Below are 15,366 nucleotides of genomic sequence, written 5' to 3'. Positions count from 1 at the left end.
CCTCCGGGGGCTTCAGTTCCTCCGCCGGCGCTGACAGGATGAGGCGCGTGCCGCCCACCGTCCCCGTCGCCGCCCTCCAGCCCGCGCCGGAACTCCGCGTCCCCGACGGTCCGGTCACCGAGCTGGGCGAGACCGACCTGGCGCTGATCGAGGCCCTCCAGTTGCGGCCCCGGGCGCCCTGGTCGCAGATCGCCGCGGTCATCGGCATCGACGCCACCACCGCGGCGCGCCGCTGGCGGCGCCTCACCGAGAGCGGCACGGCCTGGATGACGGCCTACCCGACGCACTACGTCACGGTGGTCGGCTATGTGGACCTCGCCTGCGAGGCGGGCGCGGTGGACCGCGTCACGGCGCGTATACGCCGATGGGGCCCGGTGTTCAGCCTGGAACGCACCACCGGGGAGCACCAGCTGTTCCTGTCGGTGGCCGCGCGCGATCTGACCGCGCTGGACGATCTCGTCACCCGGCGGCTGGGCGGCCTGGCCGGGGTGCGCTCGGTGCGGCTGAGCGTCTGCACCGAAGTCCACCGGGAGGGCAGCGGGTGGCTGGTGCACACCCTCAACGAACGGCAGCGCTCGGACCTGACGGTCGGACAGCGGCGCGCCCGGCCGCGACCGGGCATCGGGCCGTACGAGCGCGATCGCCGGCTGCTGGAGGCGCTCGGCGTCGACGCCCGGCGCGGCCATGCCGAGCTGGCGCGGCAGTGCGGGCTGAGCGAGACGACGGTGCGCCGGAGGCTGCGGCGGATGATCGGCAACGGCGAGGTGTACTTCCGCTGCGACCTCACCCAGCGGCTGGCAGGCTGGCCGGTCGTCGCCACCTTCCGTATCGCGGTGCCCGGCCCCGGCGCGGGCGCCGCGGCACGGGCGCTGGCGGCCCTGCCCGAGACCCGGGTGTGCTCCACGGTCACCGGGGCGGACAACCTGCTGCTGTCGGTGTGGCTGCGCTCCCCCGCCGACTGCCCGGCGCTGGAGGAGCGGATCCTGCGGTGCCATCCCGAACTGAGGATCAGCGCCCGCGACTTCACGCTCCACACCGACAAGCGCATGGGCCGCCTGCTCGACCGGTGGGGCCGCGCCCGCGCGCATGTGCCGATGACCGCGGCGCCCGAGGGGCTGTTGGAGGGGGACGGCGGGGCCGAAGGCCTCTGAGCCTCCAGGCGTTCGCACACCGACGGTATGTCATGACGGCGGTGCCGCCAGGTCGTCGCGCGCGCAGTGGGACACGTGTGCCCTTCTCGCTCGCGCGGAGCCGGGGGATCACCCGGGCCGGCGGGCCGGCGCCCGGTGCGGGAACCCGCTCGACGGCAGAAGCCCGCCCCCTGACGGCAGTTCGCCTTGCGCAATCCCTTGACCGGATCCCGTCCGCGAGTATGGTCTAGACCAAGTCCCTTTAGGTCTAGACCTGTGTCCCTTCGTTCGCGTCGCCGGGCGCCGTGCCCCCTTTCGGCGCCGGAATCGGCACATCGAGGAGAGTGGTATGGCATGAACACGAAAAGACGGGTGGCTGTCGCGCTCGGCGCGCTGGCCGCACCCCTGATCGCCGTCAGCCTTCCCGCGAGCGCGGCCAGCGCCCACGGCTGGGTCACGCTGCCCACGAGCCGGCAGGAGCAGTGCGCCGAGGGTGTCGTCGACTGCGGTCAGATCAAGTACGAGCCGCAGAGCGTCGAGGGCCCCAAGGGCCTGTTCAGCTGCAGCGGCGGTCACGCGGAGTACGCCGAACTGGACGACGACAGCAAGCCGTGGCAGGTCACGACGGTCGGTTCCACCGCGACGTTCACCTGGCACAACACGGCGCGGCACTCCACCAGCAACTGGCAGTACTTCATCGGCGGCCGGAAGATCGCCGAATTCGACGGCCACAACGCGCAGCCGCCCGCGGACGTCAGCCAGCAGGTGAACTTCGGCGGCTTCACCGGCCGGCAGAAGGTGCTCGCCGTCTGGAACATCGCGGACACCGCGAACGCCTTCTACTCCTGCGTCGACGTCAACATCGGCGGCACCGGTGGCGGTGGCGGCACCGGTGGCGGTGGCGGCGGTGGCGGCGGTGGCGGCACCTGCACCGCGCCGGCCTGGGACGCCGCACACGTCTACAACGGCGGTGACACCGTCTCCTACGGCGGTCACACCTGGCGTGCCAAGTGGTGGGTGTCCGGGGACAAGCCCGGTACCACCGGCGAGTGGGGGGTCTGGGAGGACCTCGGCGCCTGCCCCGCCTGATCCCTGACGCGCCGGCGCGCGCCCCGGCGAGCGCGCGCCGGCCCGGCAGCGGCCGGCACGGGCCCGATCCGCTGCCCGGGGTCCACTGTCCTTAGACCGCCGCCCCGGGATCCACCGCCCCAAGACCGTCGTGCCGCCGGCCGGTCCGTGAGCCGCTCCTGAGCCGCTCCGTGACCCGGTACGGGGGGCGGCACGACGTGGGGCGCGGCCGGCCGCGGGTCAGTTGCGGGGCCCGGCCGGGAGCAGCCCGGCGGCGGCGAGGCGCTGCTCGACGAGCGCGACGGACGCGTCGCTCAGCGGGATCTGCGGGGCGGCGGTCCGGGCGTCGGCCAGCACGCCGAGCAGACGCAGCGCGTGCTTGAACGCGCCGAGGGCGGAGGAGTTGCGGCCCATCTCGTCCTCCGGGCCGGCGTCGACCATGCCGAACAGCTCCACCAGCCGTTCCTGCTCCACGAGCGCGGTGTCGAGGTCGCCGGCGCGCACCGCGTCGTACAGACGGACGTAACCGGCCGGATCGACGTTGCCGAGGCCGGGCACGACGCCGTCGACTCCCGCCAGCAGAGCGGCGTCCACGGTCAGTTCGGAGCCGGTGAGGATGCTGAAGCCGGGGGCGGGGCCGGTGGCGCGGCCGTGGCGTCCGCCGAGGGCGACGATGAGCCGGCGCAGGGAGCCCTCGTCGCCGCTGCTGTCCTTGAGCCCGGCGAGGGTGCCGTCCTCGGCGAGCTCGCGCACCAGGGCGGGGGAGAGCTTGCTGTGGACGGAGACCGGGAGGTCGTAGGCGTACAGCGGCAGGCCGGCCTCCTCGCGCACGGTGCGGAAGTGGCTCGCGATCTCCCTGGGGTGCGTGCGGGCGTAGAAGGGCGCGGTGGCCACCAGGGCGTCGGCGCCCGCCGCGCGGGCGGCGTGGGCGTGCTCCAGCACGCGGGGGGTGGTCATGTCGATGACGCCCGCGAGGACGGGCACCCGGCCGGCGGCGGTCTCGACGACGGTGGCCAGCGCCACGGCCCGCTGCCGGGCGGTGAGGAAGGCGACCTCGCTGCTGGAGCCCAGTGCGAACAGCCCGTGCACTCCGCCGTCGACGAGGTGGTCGACGAGCCGGGCGAGGGAGGCGGTGTCGACCTCGCCCGACGCGTCCATGGGGGTGCAGACGGGCGGTACGACGCCGCTCAGGGGCTGGGACGAGGCCATGGGGACTCCTGGGTCGTGCGGTGGCGCGCTCGACGAGCGCGGAACGGGGGGCGGGGCCGCCCGCGGGCAGCGGGCGGCCCGGACGGACCCTACGGCGCGGTGACGGTGAGCGTCGCGTCGCCGTAGGAGTGCTGGGCGCCGCGGACCTCGTAGGTCGCGGTCGTCGACACGCTGCCCGCGGCGGCGGTCGCGGGGACGGTGACGGGGACCTTGACGTCGGCGCCCTGGCCGGGGTCGAGGGCGGGCACGGTGACGGCCGGGGCGCTCCAGCCGCTCGGCAACTTGAGGGAGACCGTTCCGGAGGGCAGCGGGACGTCGTTCTGGCTGACGACGCGGACGGTGACCTCGGTGGTCGTCCCGGCGGGCAGGGAGGCGGGCGGGGTGACGGTGACGGGCGCGCAGACTCCGCCGAGCCACTTGAGGTCGAAGGACGAGTAGGTGATGTGCTGGTAGTCGTCGCGCTCCCACAGCAGGCCCACCCGGGGGTCGGAGCCGGTGCCGGCACTGAGCGGGGTGAGCGTCGAGTAGGCGGACGAGCCGGCCTCGACGGTCTTGCGCACCGGCCAGTTCTGCCCGTTGTCGCAGGAGAGGCGGACGGTGAGGTTGCTGCGGCTGCCGGTGGTGGCGGTGTTGCTGAACATGAGCCAGGAGGCGCGCGGGTGGGTGGCGGCCACGTCCGGTGCGAAGCGGGCGATGGAGCCGTTGTTGCCGGGGTCCGGCAGTTCGGTGTCCTGCCGGAACGCGGTGTAGGTGACGCCGCCGTCGCTGGAGTAGGCCACCTTGCGGTACGGCGCGGAGCGGGTGTTGAGCATGATCCGGCCGTCGGAGAGCTCGACGGTCTTGTTCTCGTCGCCGCCGGGCCCGACCGGGTCGCCCGTCCTCCAGGTCGCGCCGTGGTCGTCGCTGTAGGCGCTGACCGCGTAGTTCGCCCCGTCGTGGCGGATGGCGTACTGCTGGACGAGCCGGCCCTTGTACGCGCCCCGGCGTACCTGGATGCCTTCGCCGGAGGCGGCGAACATGCCGCCCCAGGCCGGGTCCTTGATCTGGGCGGTGATCCGCTCGTGCTGCCAGGTCACGCCGTCGTCGTCGGAGTAGCTGTAGTCGGCCTGCAGGACGTTCGGGTCGCTCTCGTCGTTGCCGGTCGCCGAGCCGAGGAAGCCCTGGTTCACGGCGGCCGCGTAGAAGAGGAAGATCCGTCCGGTCTCGCGGTCCACGAGGAGGCTGGGGTCGCCGTAGCCGTTGGGCGCCGCGTCCTTGCGGACGACCTGCTGGGCCTGCCAGGTGGTCCCGCCGTCGGTGCTGCGCCGCAGCATGATGCCGATGTCGCTGGGCAGGTCGCCGAGGGTGGGCCGGGCGTCGTAGGCGGCGAGCAGGGTGCCCTCGGTGGTGGTCGTCAGCGCGGGGATGCGGTAGTAGGGCGAGCCGGCGCCCGCGGTGGCCAGGTCCTGTGAGGTGAGCGTGCCGGCGGTGGCCGCCTCGGCGCTCGTCGTGGTGGCGGCCACGAAGGCGAACGCCACGGCGGCGGTGGCCAGGGAGATTCTGCGCTGCATGGACGGACCTCTTCCCGGTTGGATGATCAGACGAGTCGGTGGTCGTGCGGTGCCGGGGCTCCGGCGGGCGCCGTGGCGGCGCCGAGCGTCTCCCGGACCCAGGCGAGCTGTTCGCGCTGGTGGTGGCCGCCGCCGCCCTCGTGGCCGTTGAACTCGTAGACGCGTACGTCCTTGGGGCCGCCGTAGCGGTGGTAGGCGGCGAAGCAGGTGGAGGGCGGGCAGACCTCGTCCATCATGGCGATGGAGAACAGCGCGGGGGCCGTGGCCCGCGAGGCGAGCAGCGCGGCGTCCACGTAGGACAGCGTGCGGAAGACGGTCTCCACGCGGTCGCGGTGCAGGCGCAGGTACTCCGCGACCTCGGTGTACGGGGCCATGGAGCCGATCCGGGCGCCGCGCGCGATGTCGCACAGGAACGGGACGTCGGGCATCACGCCGGCGAGGCCCGGGACGAGGGAGGCCACCGCTAGGGCGAGGCCGCCGCCCTGGCTCACACCGGTGACGACGATCTTCTCGGGGTCCACGGCCGGGTGGGTGCGCACGGCGTCGACCGCGCGCACCGCGTCGGTGATGAGCCGCCGGTAGTAGTGGTCGTGGGGGCTCTCCACGCCGCGGGTCAGGAAGCCGGGCACCTCGCCGTTCAGGGCGGCGCCGTCGGCGGTGTCGCCGCCCGCGGTGGACCAGCCCTGGCCGCGGGTGTCCATGATGAAGTGGGCGTGACCGGCGTCGGCCCACAGCAGTTGCTCGTGCGGCAGGCCGCGTCCGCGCCCGTAACCGAGGAACTCCACGACGCAGCCGAGCGGTCGGCGTGCGCCGGCGGGCAGGTGCAGCCAGCCCCGGACGGGCTGGCCGGCGAAGCCCGGCACGGTCGCGTCGTAGGTCGTCACCTGGGTCAGTCCGGTGTCGACCGGCGTGAACCGCGGGCGGTCGCCGGCCGAACGGGCCTCGCGCAGGGTCTGGTTCCAGAACGCGTCGAGGTCGGCCGGCTCGTCGGGGTCGGGCCGCAGTGCCAGGCACTGGGCGAGCGTGAGGTCCGTCAGTGGCATGAGGGGGCCCCGGTGGGTGAGGTGTGCGCGCGGCGCAACGGAGAGCGGAGACAGGGGGATCCGGGAGGGGCCGTCCGTCGGGGGGCCTCCCGCACAGCTGAACGACGCAGCTGAACAAGGCATCTGAACAGCAGACGTCTGATGTCTGTCGTCCTGGGACCCTAGGGATCTAGGGAACGCGCGTCAAGTGCCCCGCGGGCCGGGCGATGCGGGCGTCCGGGCATGCGGCGGCCCCGGGCGGCCGCATCGCCGTCCGGGGCCGGAAGTCCGGAGCCGTGTGAGGTCCGGGGTCGCGGGGCCCGGGGCCGTGTGAGGTCCGGGGTCGCGGGGCCCGGGGCCGCGGCGGCCCTCTGCCCGAGGGAGGGTGTGCGGGACGGGCCGGTCAGCGCCGGGCGCGGGCCTCCGCGATCCTGTGGCGCACGGGCGCGTAGTGGTCCTCGAGGGCCGCCGCGAACGCGGCGGCGTCCCGCTCGCGCACCGCGTCCACGATGCGCTGGTGGGTGGCGATGGTGGCCGCCTCGTGCTCGTGCGTGAACACGTCGAGGTGCGGCGCGACGATGACGTAGACGTCCCAGAAGGCCGTGGACAGCTGCCCGATGAGATCGTTCCCGAGGGGGCTGACGAGCAGGGTGTGGAAGGTGCGGTCCGCGTCGACGAAGCCGTGCCCCGCTCCGCCGCCGGCCTCGCGCATGGCGTCGACCAGCAGTTGCAGCCGTTCGATCCGGCCGGCGTCCAGGGAGTTCACCAGCCGTTCCGCCATGCCGCGTTCGAACAGCTCACGCACCTCGACGAGGTCGCTCATCACCTGGAAGTCGTCGTCCGGGCTGAGCAGTCCGCGGAACGCCAGGCTCTCCACCAGGGCGGACAGGCTCAGGCGCCCGACATAGGTGCCGTGACCGTGACGCACCTCGACGATGTCGAGCGCGGTGAGGATCCGGATCGCCTCGCGGACGCTGGAGCGGCTCGCGCCGAGGGCCTCGCACAGCGCGGGCTCGGCCGGCAACGGGTCGCCGGGACGGAGCTGGTTGCGCAGGATGTACGACTTTATGCCGTCGACGACCTCCTGCCGCAGCGGTTGCCGCGCGGTTCTGGGCGCCGCCGCGACAGGCCGCACCGCCCCCTGTTCCACCGCCACCTCTTGACCCCTCTCCATCGCCGGGCTACTTTCCCACGCTATCAAGGCATCAGACGTCAGACGTCTTATGCACTCCTGGTGAGGTGCGGACCGCGATCGTCTCCTCCCAGCTCACGCACATCCCGTCTCCCCGCTTGGAGGACCCCTTGTCCGCGCGCACCGCGACCGGCGTCGACCGCCGCTCCTTCCTCAGATACACCAGCGCCATCGGCGTGGCGACCGCGGTCACCGCAGGACTGTCGGCCTGCAGCGGCCCGGCCTCCAGCGGCAGCGGCGCGAGCGGCTCCGGCGCCGCCGCGGACACCATCGAGGCGGGGCTCTCCTACCCGCTGTCCACCGGCTTCGACCCGATGCTCACCTCCGGCGCCACCCCCTACGCCGCGAACATGCACCTCTTCGAAGGCCTCGTCGACCTCGACCCGGCCACGCTCGCCGCGCGCCCCGCCCTCGCCACCGCCATGCCGACGAGGATCAACGCGACCACCTACCGGGCCACGCTGCGCAAGGGCGCCACCTTCCACGACGGCTCCCCGGTCACCGCCGACGACGTCGTCTTCAGCTTCGAGCGGGTCCTCGACGAGAAGAACGCCTCGCTGATGGCCCAGTTCGTCCCGTTCATCGACGAGGTCACCGCCGTCGACACGGCGACCGTCGAGTTCAAGCTGAAGTACCCCTTCGCGCTCTTCCCCTCCCGCGTCTCCGTGGTCCGCGTCGTCCCGAAGAAGATCGCCGGAGCCGACGCCAAGGCGTTCGACGCCGAGCCCGTCGGATCGGGCCCCTACCGCTTCGTCGAGGCGGTGCGGGAGAACCGCATCGTCATGGAGGCGTACGACAAGTACAACGGCCCGCACCCCGCCAAGGCCAAGAAGATGGTCTGGAACCTCATCTCCGACCCGTCCGCCCGGGTCAGCGCGCTGGCGTCGGGGCGCGTCCAGGCCATCGAGGACGTGCCCTACATCGACATCAAGAGCCTCGGCGGCAAGAACAAGGTCGAGTCCGTCCAGTCCTTCGGCCTGCTGTTCCTCATGTTCAACTGCGCGGACAAGCGCTTCGCGGACAAGCGCGTGCGCCAGGCACTGCACTACGCCCTGGACACCGAGAAGATCATCTCCACCGCGCTGCTCGGCAACGCCGCAGCCGCCACCGGCTACGTCCCGGCGACCCATCCCGACTACCACAAGGCCGCGACCGTCTACGGCCACGACGTGGCCAAGGCCAAGCAGCTCCTCGCCGACGCCGGCGTCGGCAAGCTCTCCTTCACCCTGCTGGTCACCGACACCGGCTGGGTCAAGGACATCGCCCCGCTGATCAAGGAGAGCTGGGCGGCGGCCGGCATCGACGCCAAGCTCGACATCGCCCAGTCGCCCGCCCAGTACGCCAAGGTCGACAAGGGCTCCTTCGACGTCCTGGCCGCCCCCGGCGACCCCTCCGTCTTCGGCAACGACGCCGACCTGCTGCTGCGCTGGTTCTACTACGGCTTCTGGCCCGAGAAGCGCTACGCCTGGAGCGGCAGCGCCGCCTACGGGAAGACCCGGTCGCTGCTCGACAAGGCCGCGCGGGAGCCCGACGAGGCCAAGCGCAGGGCGCTGTGGGGACAGGTCACCGACCTGGTCGCCGAGGAGGCCGCGCTCTACCCGGTCCTGCACCGCAAGCTGCCCACCGCCTGGCGCGAGGGCGAGCTCAAGGGCTTCGAGCCGCTGCCCACCACCGGCCTGTCCTTCGTCGACGTCGCCCGCGCCTGACGCCGGACCCCAGGCCGCCGGGCCCCTCCCGCCCCACTGCGCGAGGGGCCCGGCCCCGACCGCTAGGAACCTCACGATGGTTGCATTCCTCCGGCTCGCGCTGCGCCGCGTCGCGATGATGCCGGTGATGATCCTCGGCATCGCGCTGCTGGTCTTCGTGGTCCTGCAGTTCTCGCCGGCCGATCCCGCCTACAACGCGCTCGGCGACAGCGCGACCCCCGAGGCACGTGCCGCGTTCGCCGCCGCGCACGGGCTCGACGACCCGCTGCCGGTGCGGTACTTCACCTTCCTCGGGCAGCTGATCCGCGGCGACCTCGGCGTCACCGTGCCGCCGAGCCGGCCCGTCGCGGACCGGATCGCCATGGCCTTCCCGCTCACGCTCCAGCTCACCCTGCTCGGACTCGCGCTCGCCGTCGTGCTCGCGCTGCTGTTCGGCGTCACCGGCGCCATGTACCGCGACCGCTGGCCCGACCAGGTCTTCCGGGTCCTGTCGATGGCCGGGATCGCCCTGCCGTCCTTCTGGCTCGGCGTCCTGCTCATCCAGCAGTTCGCCCTGAACACGCCCCTCTTCCCCACCGGCGGCTACGTCAACCCGGCCGACTCCCTCACCGGCTGGCTGCGTTCGCTCGCACTGCCCGCGTTCTCGCTGGCGCTGCCCGTCGCGGCGTCCCTGGCCCGCCTCATCCGCACCTCGATGGTGAGCGAACTCGACCGCGACTACATCCGCACCGCCCGCGGCAGCGGCCTGCCGCCGTTCCTGATCGTCCGCTCCGCGCTGCGCAACGCACTGGTCACCCCGCTCACCGTGCTCGGTGTGAAGGTCGGCTACATGCTCAGCGGCGCCGTCGTCATCGAGGCGATCTTCGACCTGCCCGGCATGGGCAAGCTGATCCTGGAGGGCGTCACCGGCGGTGACGTGGCCCTCGTCCAGGGCACCGTGCTCACCATCGCCGTCGCCTTCCTCGTGGTCAACGTCATCGTCGACCTGCTCTATCTGCTCGTCAACCCGCGCATCAGGACGGTGTGATGTTCGCCCCCCGCTCCCTCGCCGAGCGCCTCGCCCGGCCCGCCACCCGGCTGCGCCGGCTTCCCGCCACCTCCCGGATCGCGCTGGGCGTCCTCCTCGTCGTCGTGCTCGCCGCGGTGTTCGCCCCGCTGCTCACCCAGGACCCCCTGGCCACCGGCACACCCGCCACGGGCCCCTCCGCCGACCACTGGTTCGGCACCGACCGGGCCGGCCGCGACGTGTTCGCCCGCGTCGTGCACGGCGCGCGCTACTCACTGACCATCGGCTTCGGCGCCACCCTGCTCGCCCTCGTCATCGGCTCACTGCTCGGCGCCCTGGCCGCCACCTCGCGCCGGTTCGCCGACGAGGCCGTGATGCGCACCCTCGACATCGTCATGTCGTTCCCGCCGATCGCCCTGGCTGCCGTGCTGGTCGCGGTGTTCGGCCCGAGCGTCCCGGTCATCGTCTTCACCATCGCGTTCGTCTACGCCCCCTCGCTGGCCCGCGTGGTGCGCGCCAACGTGCTGGAGCAGTACGGCGAGGACTACGTCGCCGCCGAACAGGTCATCGGCGCCCACCGCGGCTACATCGTGGCCCGGCACGTCGCCGTCAACTGCGCCGCCCCCGTGCTGGTGTTCGCCACCGTCATGGTGGCCGACTCGATCATCTTCGAGGCCGGTCTGTCCTTCATCGGCGCCGGCGTGCAGGACCCCGACCCCAGCTGGGGCAGCGTCCTCGCCTACGGCCGGCAGATCCTGCTGTCCGGTGGCTGGTGGGCCACCTTCTTCCCCGGTCTGTGCCTCCTGGTCACCGTGCTCGCCCTGAACATCCTGTCCGAGGGCATGACGGACGCCGCGGCCTCCCCGGACCGGTCGCGCACCGGGGGCACCGACGGCGACGAGAACACCGCCGCCGCGAGCACCGTCGACACCGCCGAGGTGGACGCCGCCCTCGCCGAACTCGCCACCCGGCTCACGGCCACCGAGCCCGCCGTCCCGCCGCTGCCCGCCGACGCCCCCGAACTGCTCGCCGTGCGCGACCTCACGATCCGGTTCCCCGACCGGTACGGCGACACCCGCGTCGTCGACGGCATCTCCTTCACCGTCCGCGAGGGCGAGACCCTGGGTCTGGTCGGCGAGTCGGGCTGCGGCAAGTCCGTCACCAGCCTCGCCGTCATGGGCCTGCTGGCCCGCGACGCGCAGGTGGACGGCGAGATCCGCTACCGGGGCCGCGACCTGCTGACCCTGACCCCTCGGGAGCGCCGGGCCCTCATGGGCCCGGAGATCGCCATGGTCTACCAGGACGCCATGTCGTCCCTGAACCCGTCCGTGCTGATCGGCACCCAGCTGAGGCGCCTCACCTCCCGCGGCGGCACCCGCACCCCCGCCGAACTCCTCGAACTGGTCGGCCTGTCGCCCGAGCGCACCCTGCGCAGCTACCCGCACGAGCTGTCCGGCGGCCAGCGCCAGCGTGTCCTGATCGCCATGGCGCTCTCCCGCAGCCCGCGGCTGCTCATCGCGGACGAGCCGACCACCGCCCTCGACGTCACCGTCCAGGCCCAGGTCGTGGAGCTGCTCGTCGAGCTGCGCGACGAACTCGGCTTCGCCATGGTCCTCGTCTCCCACGACCTCGCCCTCGTCGGCGACCTCGCCCACCGCGTCGCGGTGATGTACGCGGGCCAGGTCGCCGAGGTCGGCGCGACCCGCGCGCTGCTCACCGACCCCGCCCACCACTACAGCCGCGGCCTGCTCGGCTCCGTCGTCTCGCTGGAGGCGGGCGCCGACCGGCTCCACCAGATCCGCGGCGTGGTACCGGCGCCGAGGGCGTTCGGGGCCGGCTGCCGGTTCGCGTCCCGCTGTGCGGCGGCCACCGACCTGTGCGCCGCCGCCCCGCCGCCCGCCACCGGCCGTGACACCGCCGACGACCACCAGTTCGCCTGCCACCACCCCGCCCCGGCGAAGCGGCCGGCGCAGCCACTCGGGAGTACCCGATGACCTCCGCGCAGCACACCCGCGACACACCCACGACAACCGGCACCATCAACTCCGCTGCGGCCACGGTGGTTCCGGCCGACCCGTTGATCCGCCTCGACGGCGTCCACGTGCGGCACAAGGCGCGCAGCGGCGGCATCCTGCACCGCGACTCCGTGTACGCCCTCACCGACGTCTCGCTGGAGGTCCGGCGCGGCGAGATCCTCGGACTCGTCGGCGAGTCGGGCTGCGGCAAGTCCACGCTCGCCCGGGTGGTGACCGGACTGCAGCGTCCCACGGAGGGCGAAGTGCGCTTCCGCGGACGGAACCTGTGGGAGATGACGGCCGCCGAGCGCCGCACCGGCTTCGGTCCCGCCGTAGGCGTGGTCTTCCAGGACCCGTCGACCGCCCTGAACCCGCGCCTGCCCGTACGCCGGATCCTGCGCGACCCCCTCGACGTCCACGGCCGTGGCGCCCGCGCCGGGCGGGAGGCCCGGGTGGCCGAACTCCTCGACCTGGTCGGCCTGCCCGGGCACACCCTGGACGCGATGCCCGGGCAGCTCTCCGGCGGCCAGCGCCAGCGCGTCGCGATCGCCCGCGCGCTCGCCCTGGACCCGGAGCTGATCGTGGCCGACGAGCCGACCAGCGCCCTGGACGTGTCCGTGCGTGCGCAGATCCTCAACCTCCTCGTCGACCTGCGCGAACGCCTGGGCCTGGGCATGGTGTTCATCTCCCACGACGTGCAGACCGTGCGCTACCTGGCGGACCGGGTCGCCGTCCTCTACCTCGGCCGCGTGGTCGAGGAGGGCGGGGCCGCCGAGGTCACGGGCGCCTCCAGGCATCCGTACACCGAGGCCCTGCTGTCGGCCACGCCGAGCCTGCTGGAGCGGCCCGAGCGGATCGTCCTGCACGGCCCGGTGCCGTCGGCCACCAACCCGCCCACCGGCTGCCCCTTCCGCACCCGCTGTTGGAAGGCGGACGACGCCTGCGCCACCGCGTTCCCGGCCCGCGGTGAGGGGCCGGACGGACACCGCTGGCACTGCGTGCATCCCCAGCCGGGCGGCGAGACGGCCGTGCTGACCGAGGCCGGGTCCGGCCCCGGCCGGGAGTGAGAGACACCGGCACATAGGCGCGTCCGCACACAGGCGCGCAGGCGCGCAGGCGCGCAGGCGCGCAGGCGCACAGGCACCAGGCACGCAGGCACCAGGCAACCGGCCCCGGCCGGCCCCCTTCTCGGGGGTCGACCGGGGCCGGTCCGCTTTCCGCGGCTGACCATGTCGAGCGTCCGAAACATTCGGGATCCGCCCGACGGTCACATGATCCAGGTGTGAGCCGACCCGGCGAAAGATTTCTTCACAGCTGTCTCGGCAGGCGAGGTGAACTGCGTCTATGCGGCTTCTCGGCCAACTCCTGGCTGCCGAAGCTTTCGAAATAATTACCGAAACCGTTGACAGTCCTCAGGGGCGGCCCAACACTCGGTCGTCGTCACCTCCTGGCCGCCGGCGCAGCCCCCCGACCGGGGCCCGTCGCGCTGCCCGCCCCCACCTGCCCGCACGAGGAGGAAGCACGGACATGAACGTACTCGCACGCCCCGACCGGCCGAGAAACGGCTGGTTCAGACTGCTCGTCAGAAGTGCCTGGGCCATCGCGCTGGTCGCCCTGGCCGCGATGGCGATGCCGGGCACGGCCGCCGCCGACACGGTCGTCACCTCGAACCAGACCGGCACCAACAACGGTTACTACTACTCGTTCTGGACCGACGGCGGCGGTTCGACCTCCATGAACCTCGGCTCCGGCGGCAACTACAGCACCTCCTGGACCAACAGCGGCAACTTCGTCGCCGGCAAGGGCTGGAGCACCGGCGGACGCAAGACCGTCAACTACTCCGGCAGCTTCAACCCGTCCGGCAACGCCTACTTGTCGCTGTACGGCTGGACGACCAATCCGCTGGTCGAGTACTACATCGTCGACAACTGGGGCACCTACCGGCCCACCGGCACCTACAAGGGCACGGTCACCAGCGACGGCGGCACGTACGACATCTACGAGACGACCCGGGTCAACGCCCCCTCCATCGAAGGCACCAGGACCTTCAACCAGTACTGGAGCGTGCGGCAGTCCAAGCGGACCGGCGGCACCATCACCACCGGCAACCACTTCGACGCCTGGGCCGGCCACGGCATGAACCTCGGCAACCACAACTACATGATCATGGCCACCGAGGGCTACCAGAGCAGCGGCAACTCCAACATCACGGTGAGTGAGGGCGGATCGGGCGGCGGCACCGGCGGTGGCGGTGGCGGCACCGGCGGCGGTGGTGGAACCGGTGGCGGCGGTACGGGGGGCGGCTGCTCGGCGACGTTGTCGGCGGGTCAGCAGTGGGGCGACCGGTACAACCTGAACGTGTCGGTGAGCGGGTCGAGCAATTGGACGGTGACGATGAACGTGCCGTCGCCGGAGAAGGTGCTCTCGACCTGGAACGTGAGCGCGAGCTACCCGAGCGCGCAGGTGCTGCAGGCGAAGCCGAACGGCAACGGCGACAACTGGGGCGTGACCATCCAGACCAATGGCTCCTGGACCTGGCCCACGGTCACCTGCACCGCGAACTGACCGCCCCGAACCCACGAAGGAGCATGTCCCATGCGCGCTACCGCACACCCGAGACCGCGTGCGCGGACCCTGGGAGCGGCCGTCGCGGCGCTCACCGTGACCGGCGCCGCCGCCGCCGTCGCGACGCCCAGCCAGGCCGCCCCCGCACCGCGGGCCGCCGCTGCCCAGGCCGCCGCCTGCACCGGATACGTCGGGCTGACCTTCGACGACGGCCCCTCCAACGACCACACCCCGGCCTTGCTGAACGCGCTCAAGCAGAACGGCCTGCGGGCCACGATGTTCAACGAGGGCCAGTACGCCGCCGCGTACCCGGCCCAGGTCAAGGCCCAGGTGGACGCCGGCATGTGGGTCGGCAACCACAGCTACACCCACCCGCACCTCACCCAGCAGAGCCAGTCACAGATCGACTCGGAGGTCTCCCGGACCCAGCAGGCCATCGCGAACGCGGGCGGCGGCACGCCGAAACTGTTCCGCCCGCCGTACGGGGAGACCAACGCGACCCTCAAGGCGGTCGAGGCAAAGTACGGCCTGACCGAGATCATCTGGGACGTCGACTCGCAGGACTGGAACGGCGCGAGCACCGACGCGATCGTGCAGGCCGTCAGCCGGCTCGGCAACGGCCAGATCATCCTGATGCACGAGTGGCCCTCCAACACCCTGGCGGCCATCCCGCGCATCGCGCAGACACTGGCGAGCAAGGGGCTGTGCGCGGGCATGATCTCCCCGCAGACCGGCCGCGCGGTCGCCCCCACCGACGGCGGCACCGGCGGTGGCGGTGGCGGTGGAACCGGTGGCGGCGGTACGGGTGGCGGCTGCTCGGCGACGTTGTCGGCGGGTCAGCAGTGGGGCGACCGGTACAACCTGAACGTGTCGGTGAGCGGGTCGAGCAATTGGACGGTGACG

At 72.7% G+C, this 15,366-nt stretch carries 12 protein-coding genes; 8 read left to right on the top strand and 4 right to left on the bottom strand.

All coding sequences use genetic code 11. From position 1 onward, the window contains the following. The first annotated feature begins 47 nt into the window (after nt 1-47). Nucleotides 48-1,151, top strand: a complete 1,104-nt coding sequence (locus ACH5A8_RS08830; protein ID WP_398999475.1) for an Lrp/AsnC family transcriptional regulator — start codon at nt 48-50, stop codon at nt 1,149-1,151. Between the two features lie 333 nt (nt 1,152-1,484). After that, nucleotides 1,485-2,219: a lytic polysaccharide monooxygenase gene (locus tag ACH5A8_RS08825; RefSeq protein WP_398999473.1), complete on the top strand. Its 735-nt coding sequence runs from the start codon at nt 1,485-1,487 to the stop codon at nt 2,217-2,219. A gap of 219 nt (nt 2,220-2,438) precedes the next feature. On the opposite strand, the gene ACH5A8_RS08820 is transcribed toward ACH5A8_RS08825, so the two are convergent. The 4 genes from ACH5A8_RS08820 to ACH5A8_RS08805 all read right to left on the bottom strand — a co-directional run bounded on the left by ACH5A8_RS08820 (nt 2,439) and on the right by ACH5A8_RS08805 (nt 7,135). Continuing rightward, a complete protein-coding gene (locus ACH5A8_RS08820) occupies nt 2,439-3,407 on the bottom strand; it encodes a dihydrodipicolinate synthase family protein (protein ID WP_398999471.1) in 969 nt (322 codons plus the stop codon). Between the two features lie 89 nt (nt 3,408-3,496). Next, nucleotides 3,497-4,957 (bottom strand): exo-alpha-sialidase, encoded by a 1,461-nt coding sequence (locus ACH5A8_RS08815; RefSeq protein WP_398999469.1) that lies wholly within the window; start codon nt 4,955-4,957, stop codon nt 3,497-3,499. Between the two features lie 26 nt (nt 4,958-4,983). After that, a complete protein-coding gene (locus ACH5A8_RS08810) occupies nt 4,984-6,000 on the bottom strand; it encodes an acetylxylan esterase (RefSeq protein ID WP_398999467.1) in 1,017 nt (338 codons plus the stop codon). Between the two features lie 382 nt (nt 6,001-6,382). After that, nucleotides 6,383-7,135, bottom strand: coding sequence for a FadR/GntR family transcriptional regulator (locus ACH5A8_RS08805; RefSeq protein ID WP_398999810.1), 753 nt, complete (start codon nt 7,133-7,135; stop codon nt 6,383-6,385). A gap of 146 nt (nt 7,136-7,281) precedes the next feature. On the opposite strand from ACH5A8_RS08805, the gene ACH5A8_RS08800 reads away from it, so the two are divergent. From ACH5A8_RS08800 to ACH5A8_RS08775, 6 genes are all read left to right on the top strand, one after another. Next, on the top strand, nt 7,282-8,877 hold the full coding sequence (locus ACH5A8_RS08800; RefSeq protein WP_398999464.1) for an ABC transporter substrate-binding protein: 1,596 nt from the start codon (nt 7,282-7,284) through the stop codon (nt 8,875-8,877). Nucleotides 8,878-8,953: 76 nt separating this feature from the next. Beyond that, entirely contained in the window at nt 8,954-9,904 is a 951-nt protein-coding gene (locus tag ACH5A8_RS08795) for an ABC transporter permease (protein ID WP_398999462.1), read from the top strand. Beyond that, nucleotides 9,904-11,877: a dipeptide/oligopeptide/nickel ABC transporter permease/ATP-binding protein gene (locus tag ACH5A8_RS08790; protein WP_398999460.1), complete on the top strand. Its 1,974-nt coding sequence runs from the start codon at nt 9,904-9,906 to the stop codon at nt 11,875-11,877. The genes ACH5A8_RS08795 and ACH5A8_RS08790 overlap by 1 nt, the downstream gene beginning before the upstream one ends. Before the next feature lie 83 nt (nt 11,878-11,960). Next, a complete protein-coding gene (locus tag ACH5A8_RS08785; RefSeq protein ID WP_398999808.1) occupies nt 11,961-12,965 on the top strand; it encodes an oligopeptide/dipeptide ABC transporter ATP-binding protein in 1,005 nt (334 codons plus the stop codon). 460 nt (nt 12,966-13,425) lie between these two features. Beyond that, a complete protein-coding gene (locus ACH5A8_RS08780) occupies nt 13,426-14,463 on the top strand; it encodes a glycoside hydrolase family 11 protein (protein WP_398999459.1) in 1,038 nt (345 codons plus the stop codon). Nucleotides 14,464-14,493: 30 nt separating this feature from the next. Next, the coding region (locus ACH5A8_RS08775; RefSeq protein ID WP_398999457.1) for a polysaccharide deacetylase family protein at nt 14,494-15,366 on the top strand (873 nt) is incomplete at its 3' end.

Origin of the sequence: Streptomyces sp. NPDC018610 (assembly GCF_044391765.1) — a bacterium.
GTDB lineage: Bacteria > Actinomycetota > Actinomycetes > Streptomycetales > Streptomycetaceae > Streptomyces.
The sequence above is the reverse complement of the archived record's forward strand: the minus strand, read 5'-3'. Positions and strand labels throughout refer to the sequence as shown.

Coding starts and splice junctions, on each gene's coding strand:
- ACH5A8_RS08810 (WP_398999467.1), bottom strand. CDS start 6,000: ATGCCACTGACGGACCTCACGCTCGCCCAGTGCCTGGCACTGCGGCCC.
- ACH5A8_RS08825 (WP_398999473.1), top strand. CDS start 1,485: ATGAACACGAAAAGACGGGTGGCTGTCGCGCTCGGCGCGCTGGCCGCA.
- ACH5A8_RS08820 (WP_398999471.1), bottom strand. CDS start 3,407: ATGGCCTCGTCCCAGCCCCTGAGCGGCGTCGTACCGCCCGTCTGCACC.
- ACH5A8_RS08815 (WP_398999469.1), bottom strand. CDS start 4,957: ATGCAGCGCAGAATCTCCCTGGCCACCGCCGCCGTGGCGTTCGCCTTC.
- ACH5A8_RS08795 (WP_398999462.1), top strand. CDS start 8,954: ATGGTTGCATTCCTCCGGCTCGCGCTGCGCCGCGTCGCGATGATGCCG.
- ACH5A8_RS08780 (WP_398999459.1), top strand. CDS start 13,426: ATGAACGTACTCGCACGCCCCGACCGGCCGAGAAACGGCTGGTTCAGA.
- ACH5A8_RS08790 (WP_398999460.1), top strand. CDS start 9,904: ATGTTCGCCCCCCGCTCCCTCGCCGAGCGCCTCGCCCGGCCCGCCACC.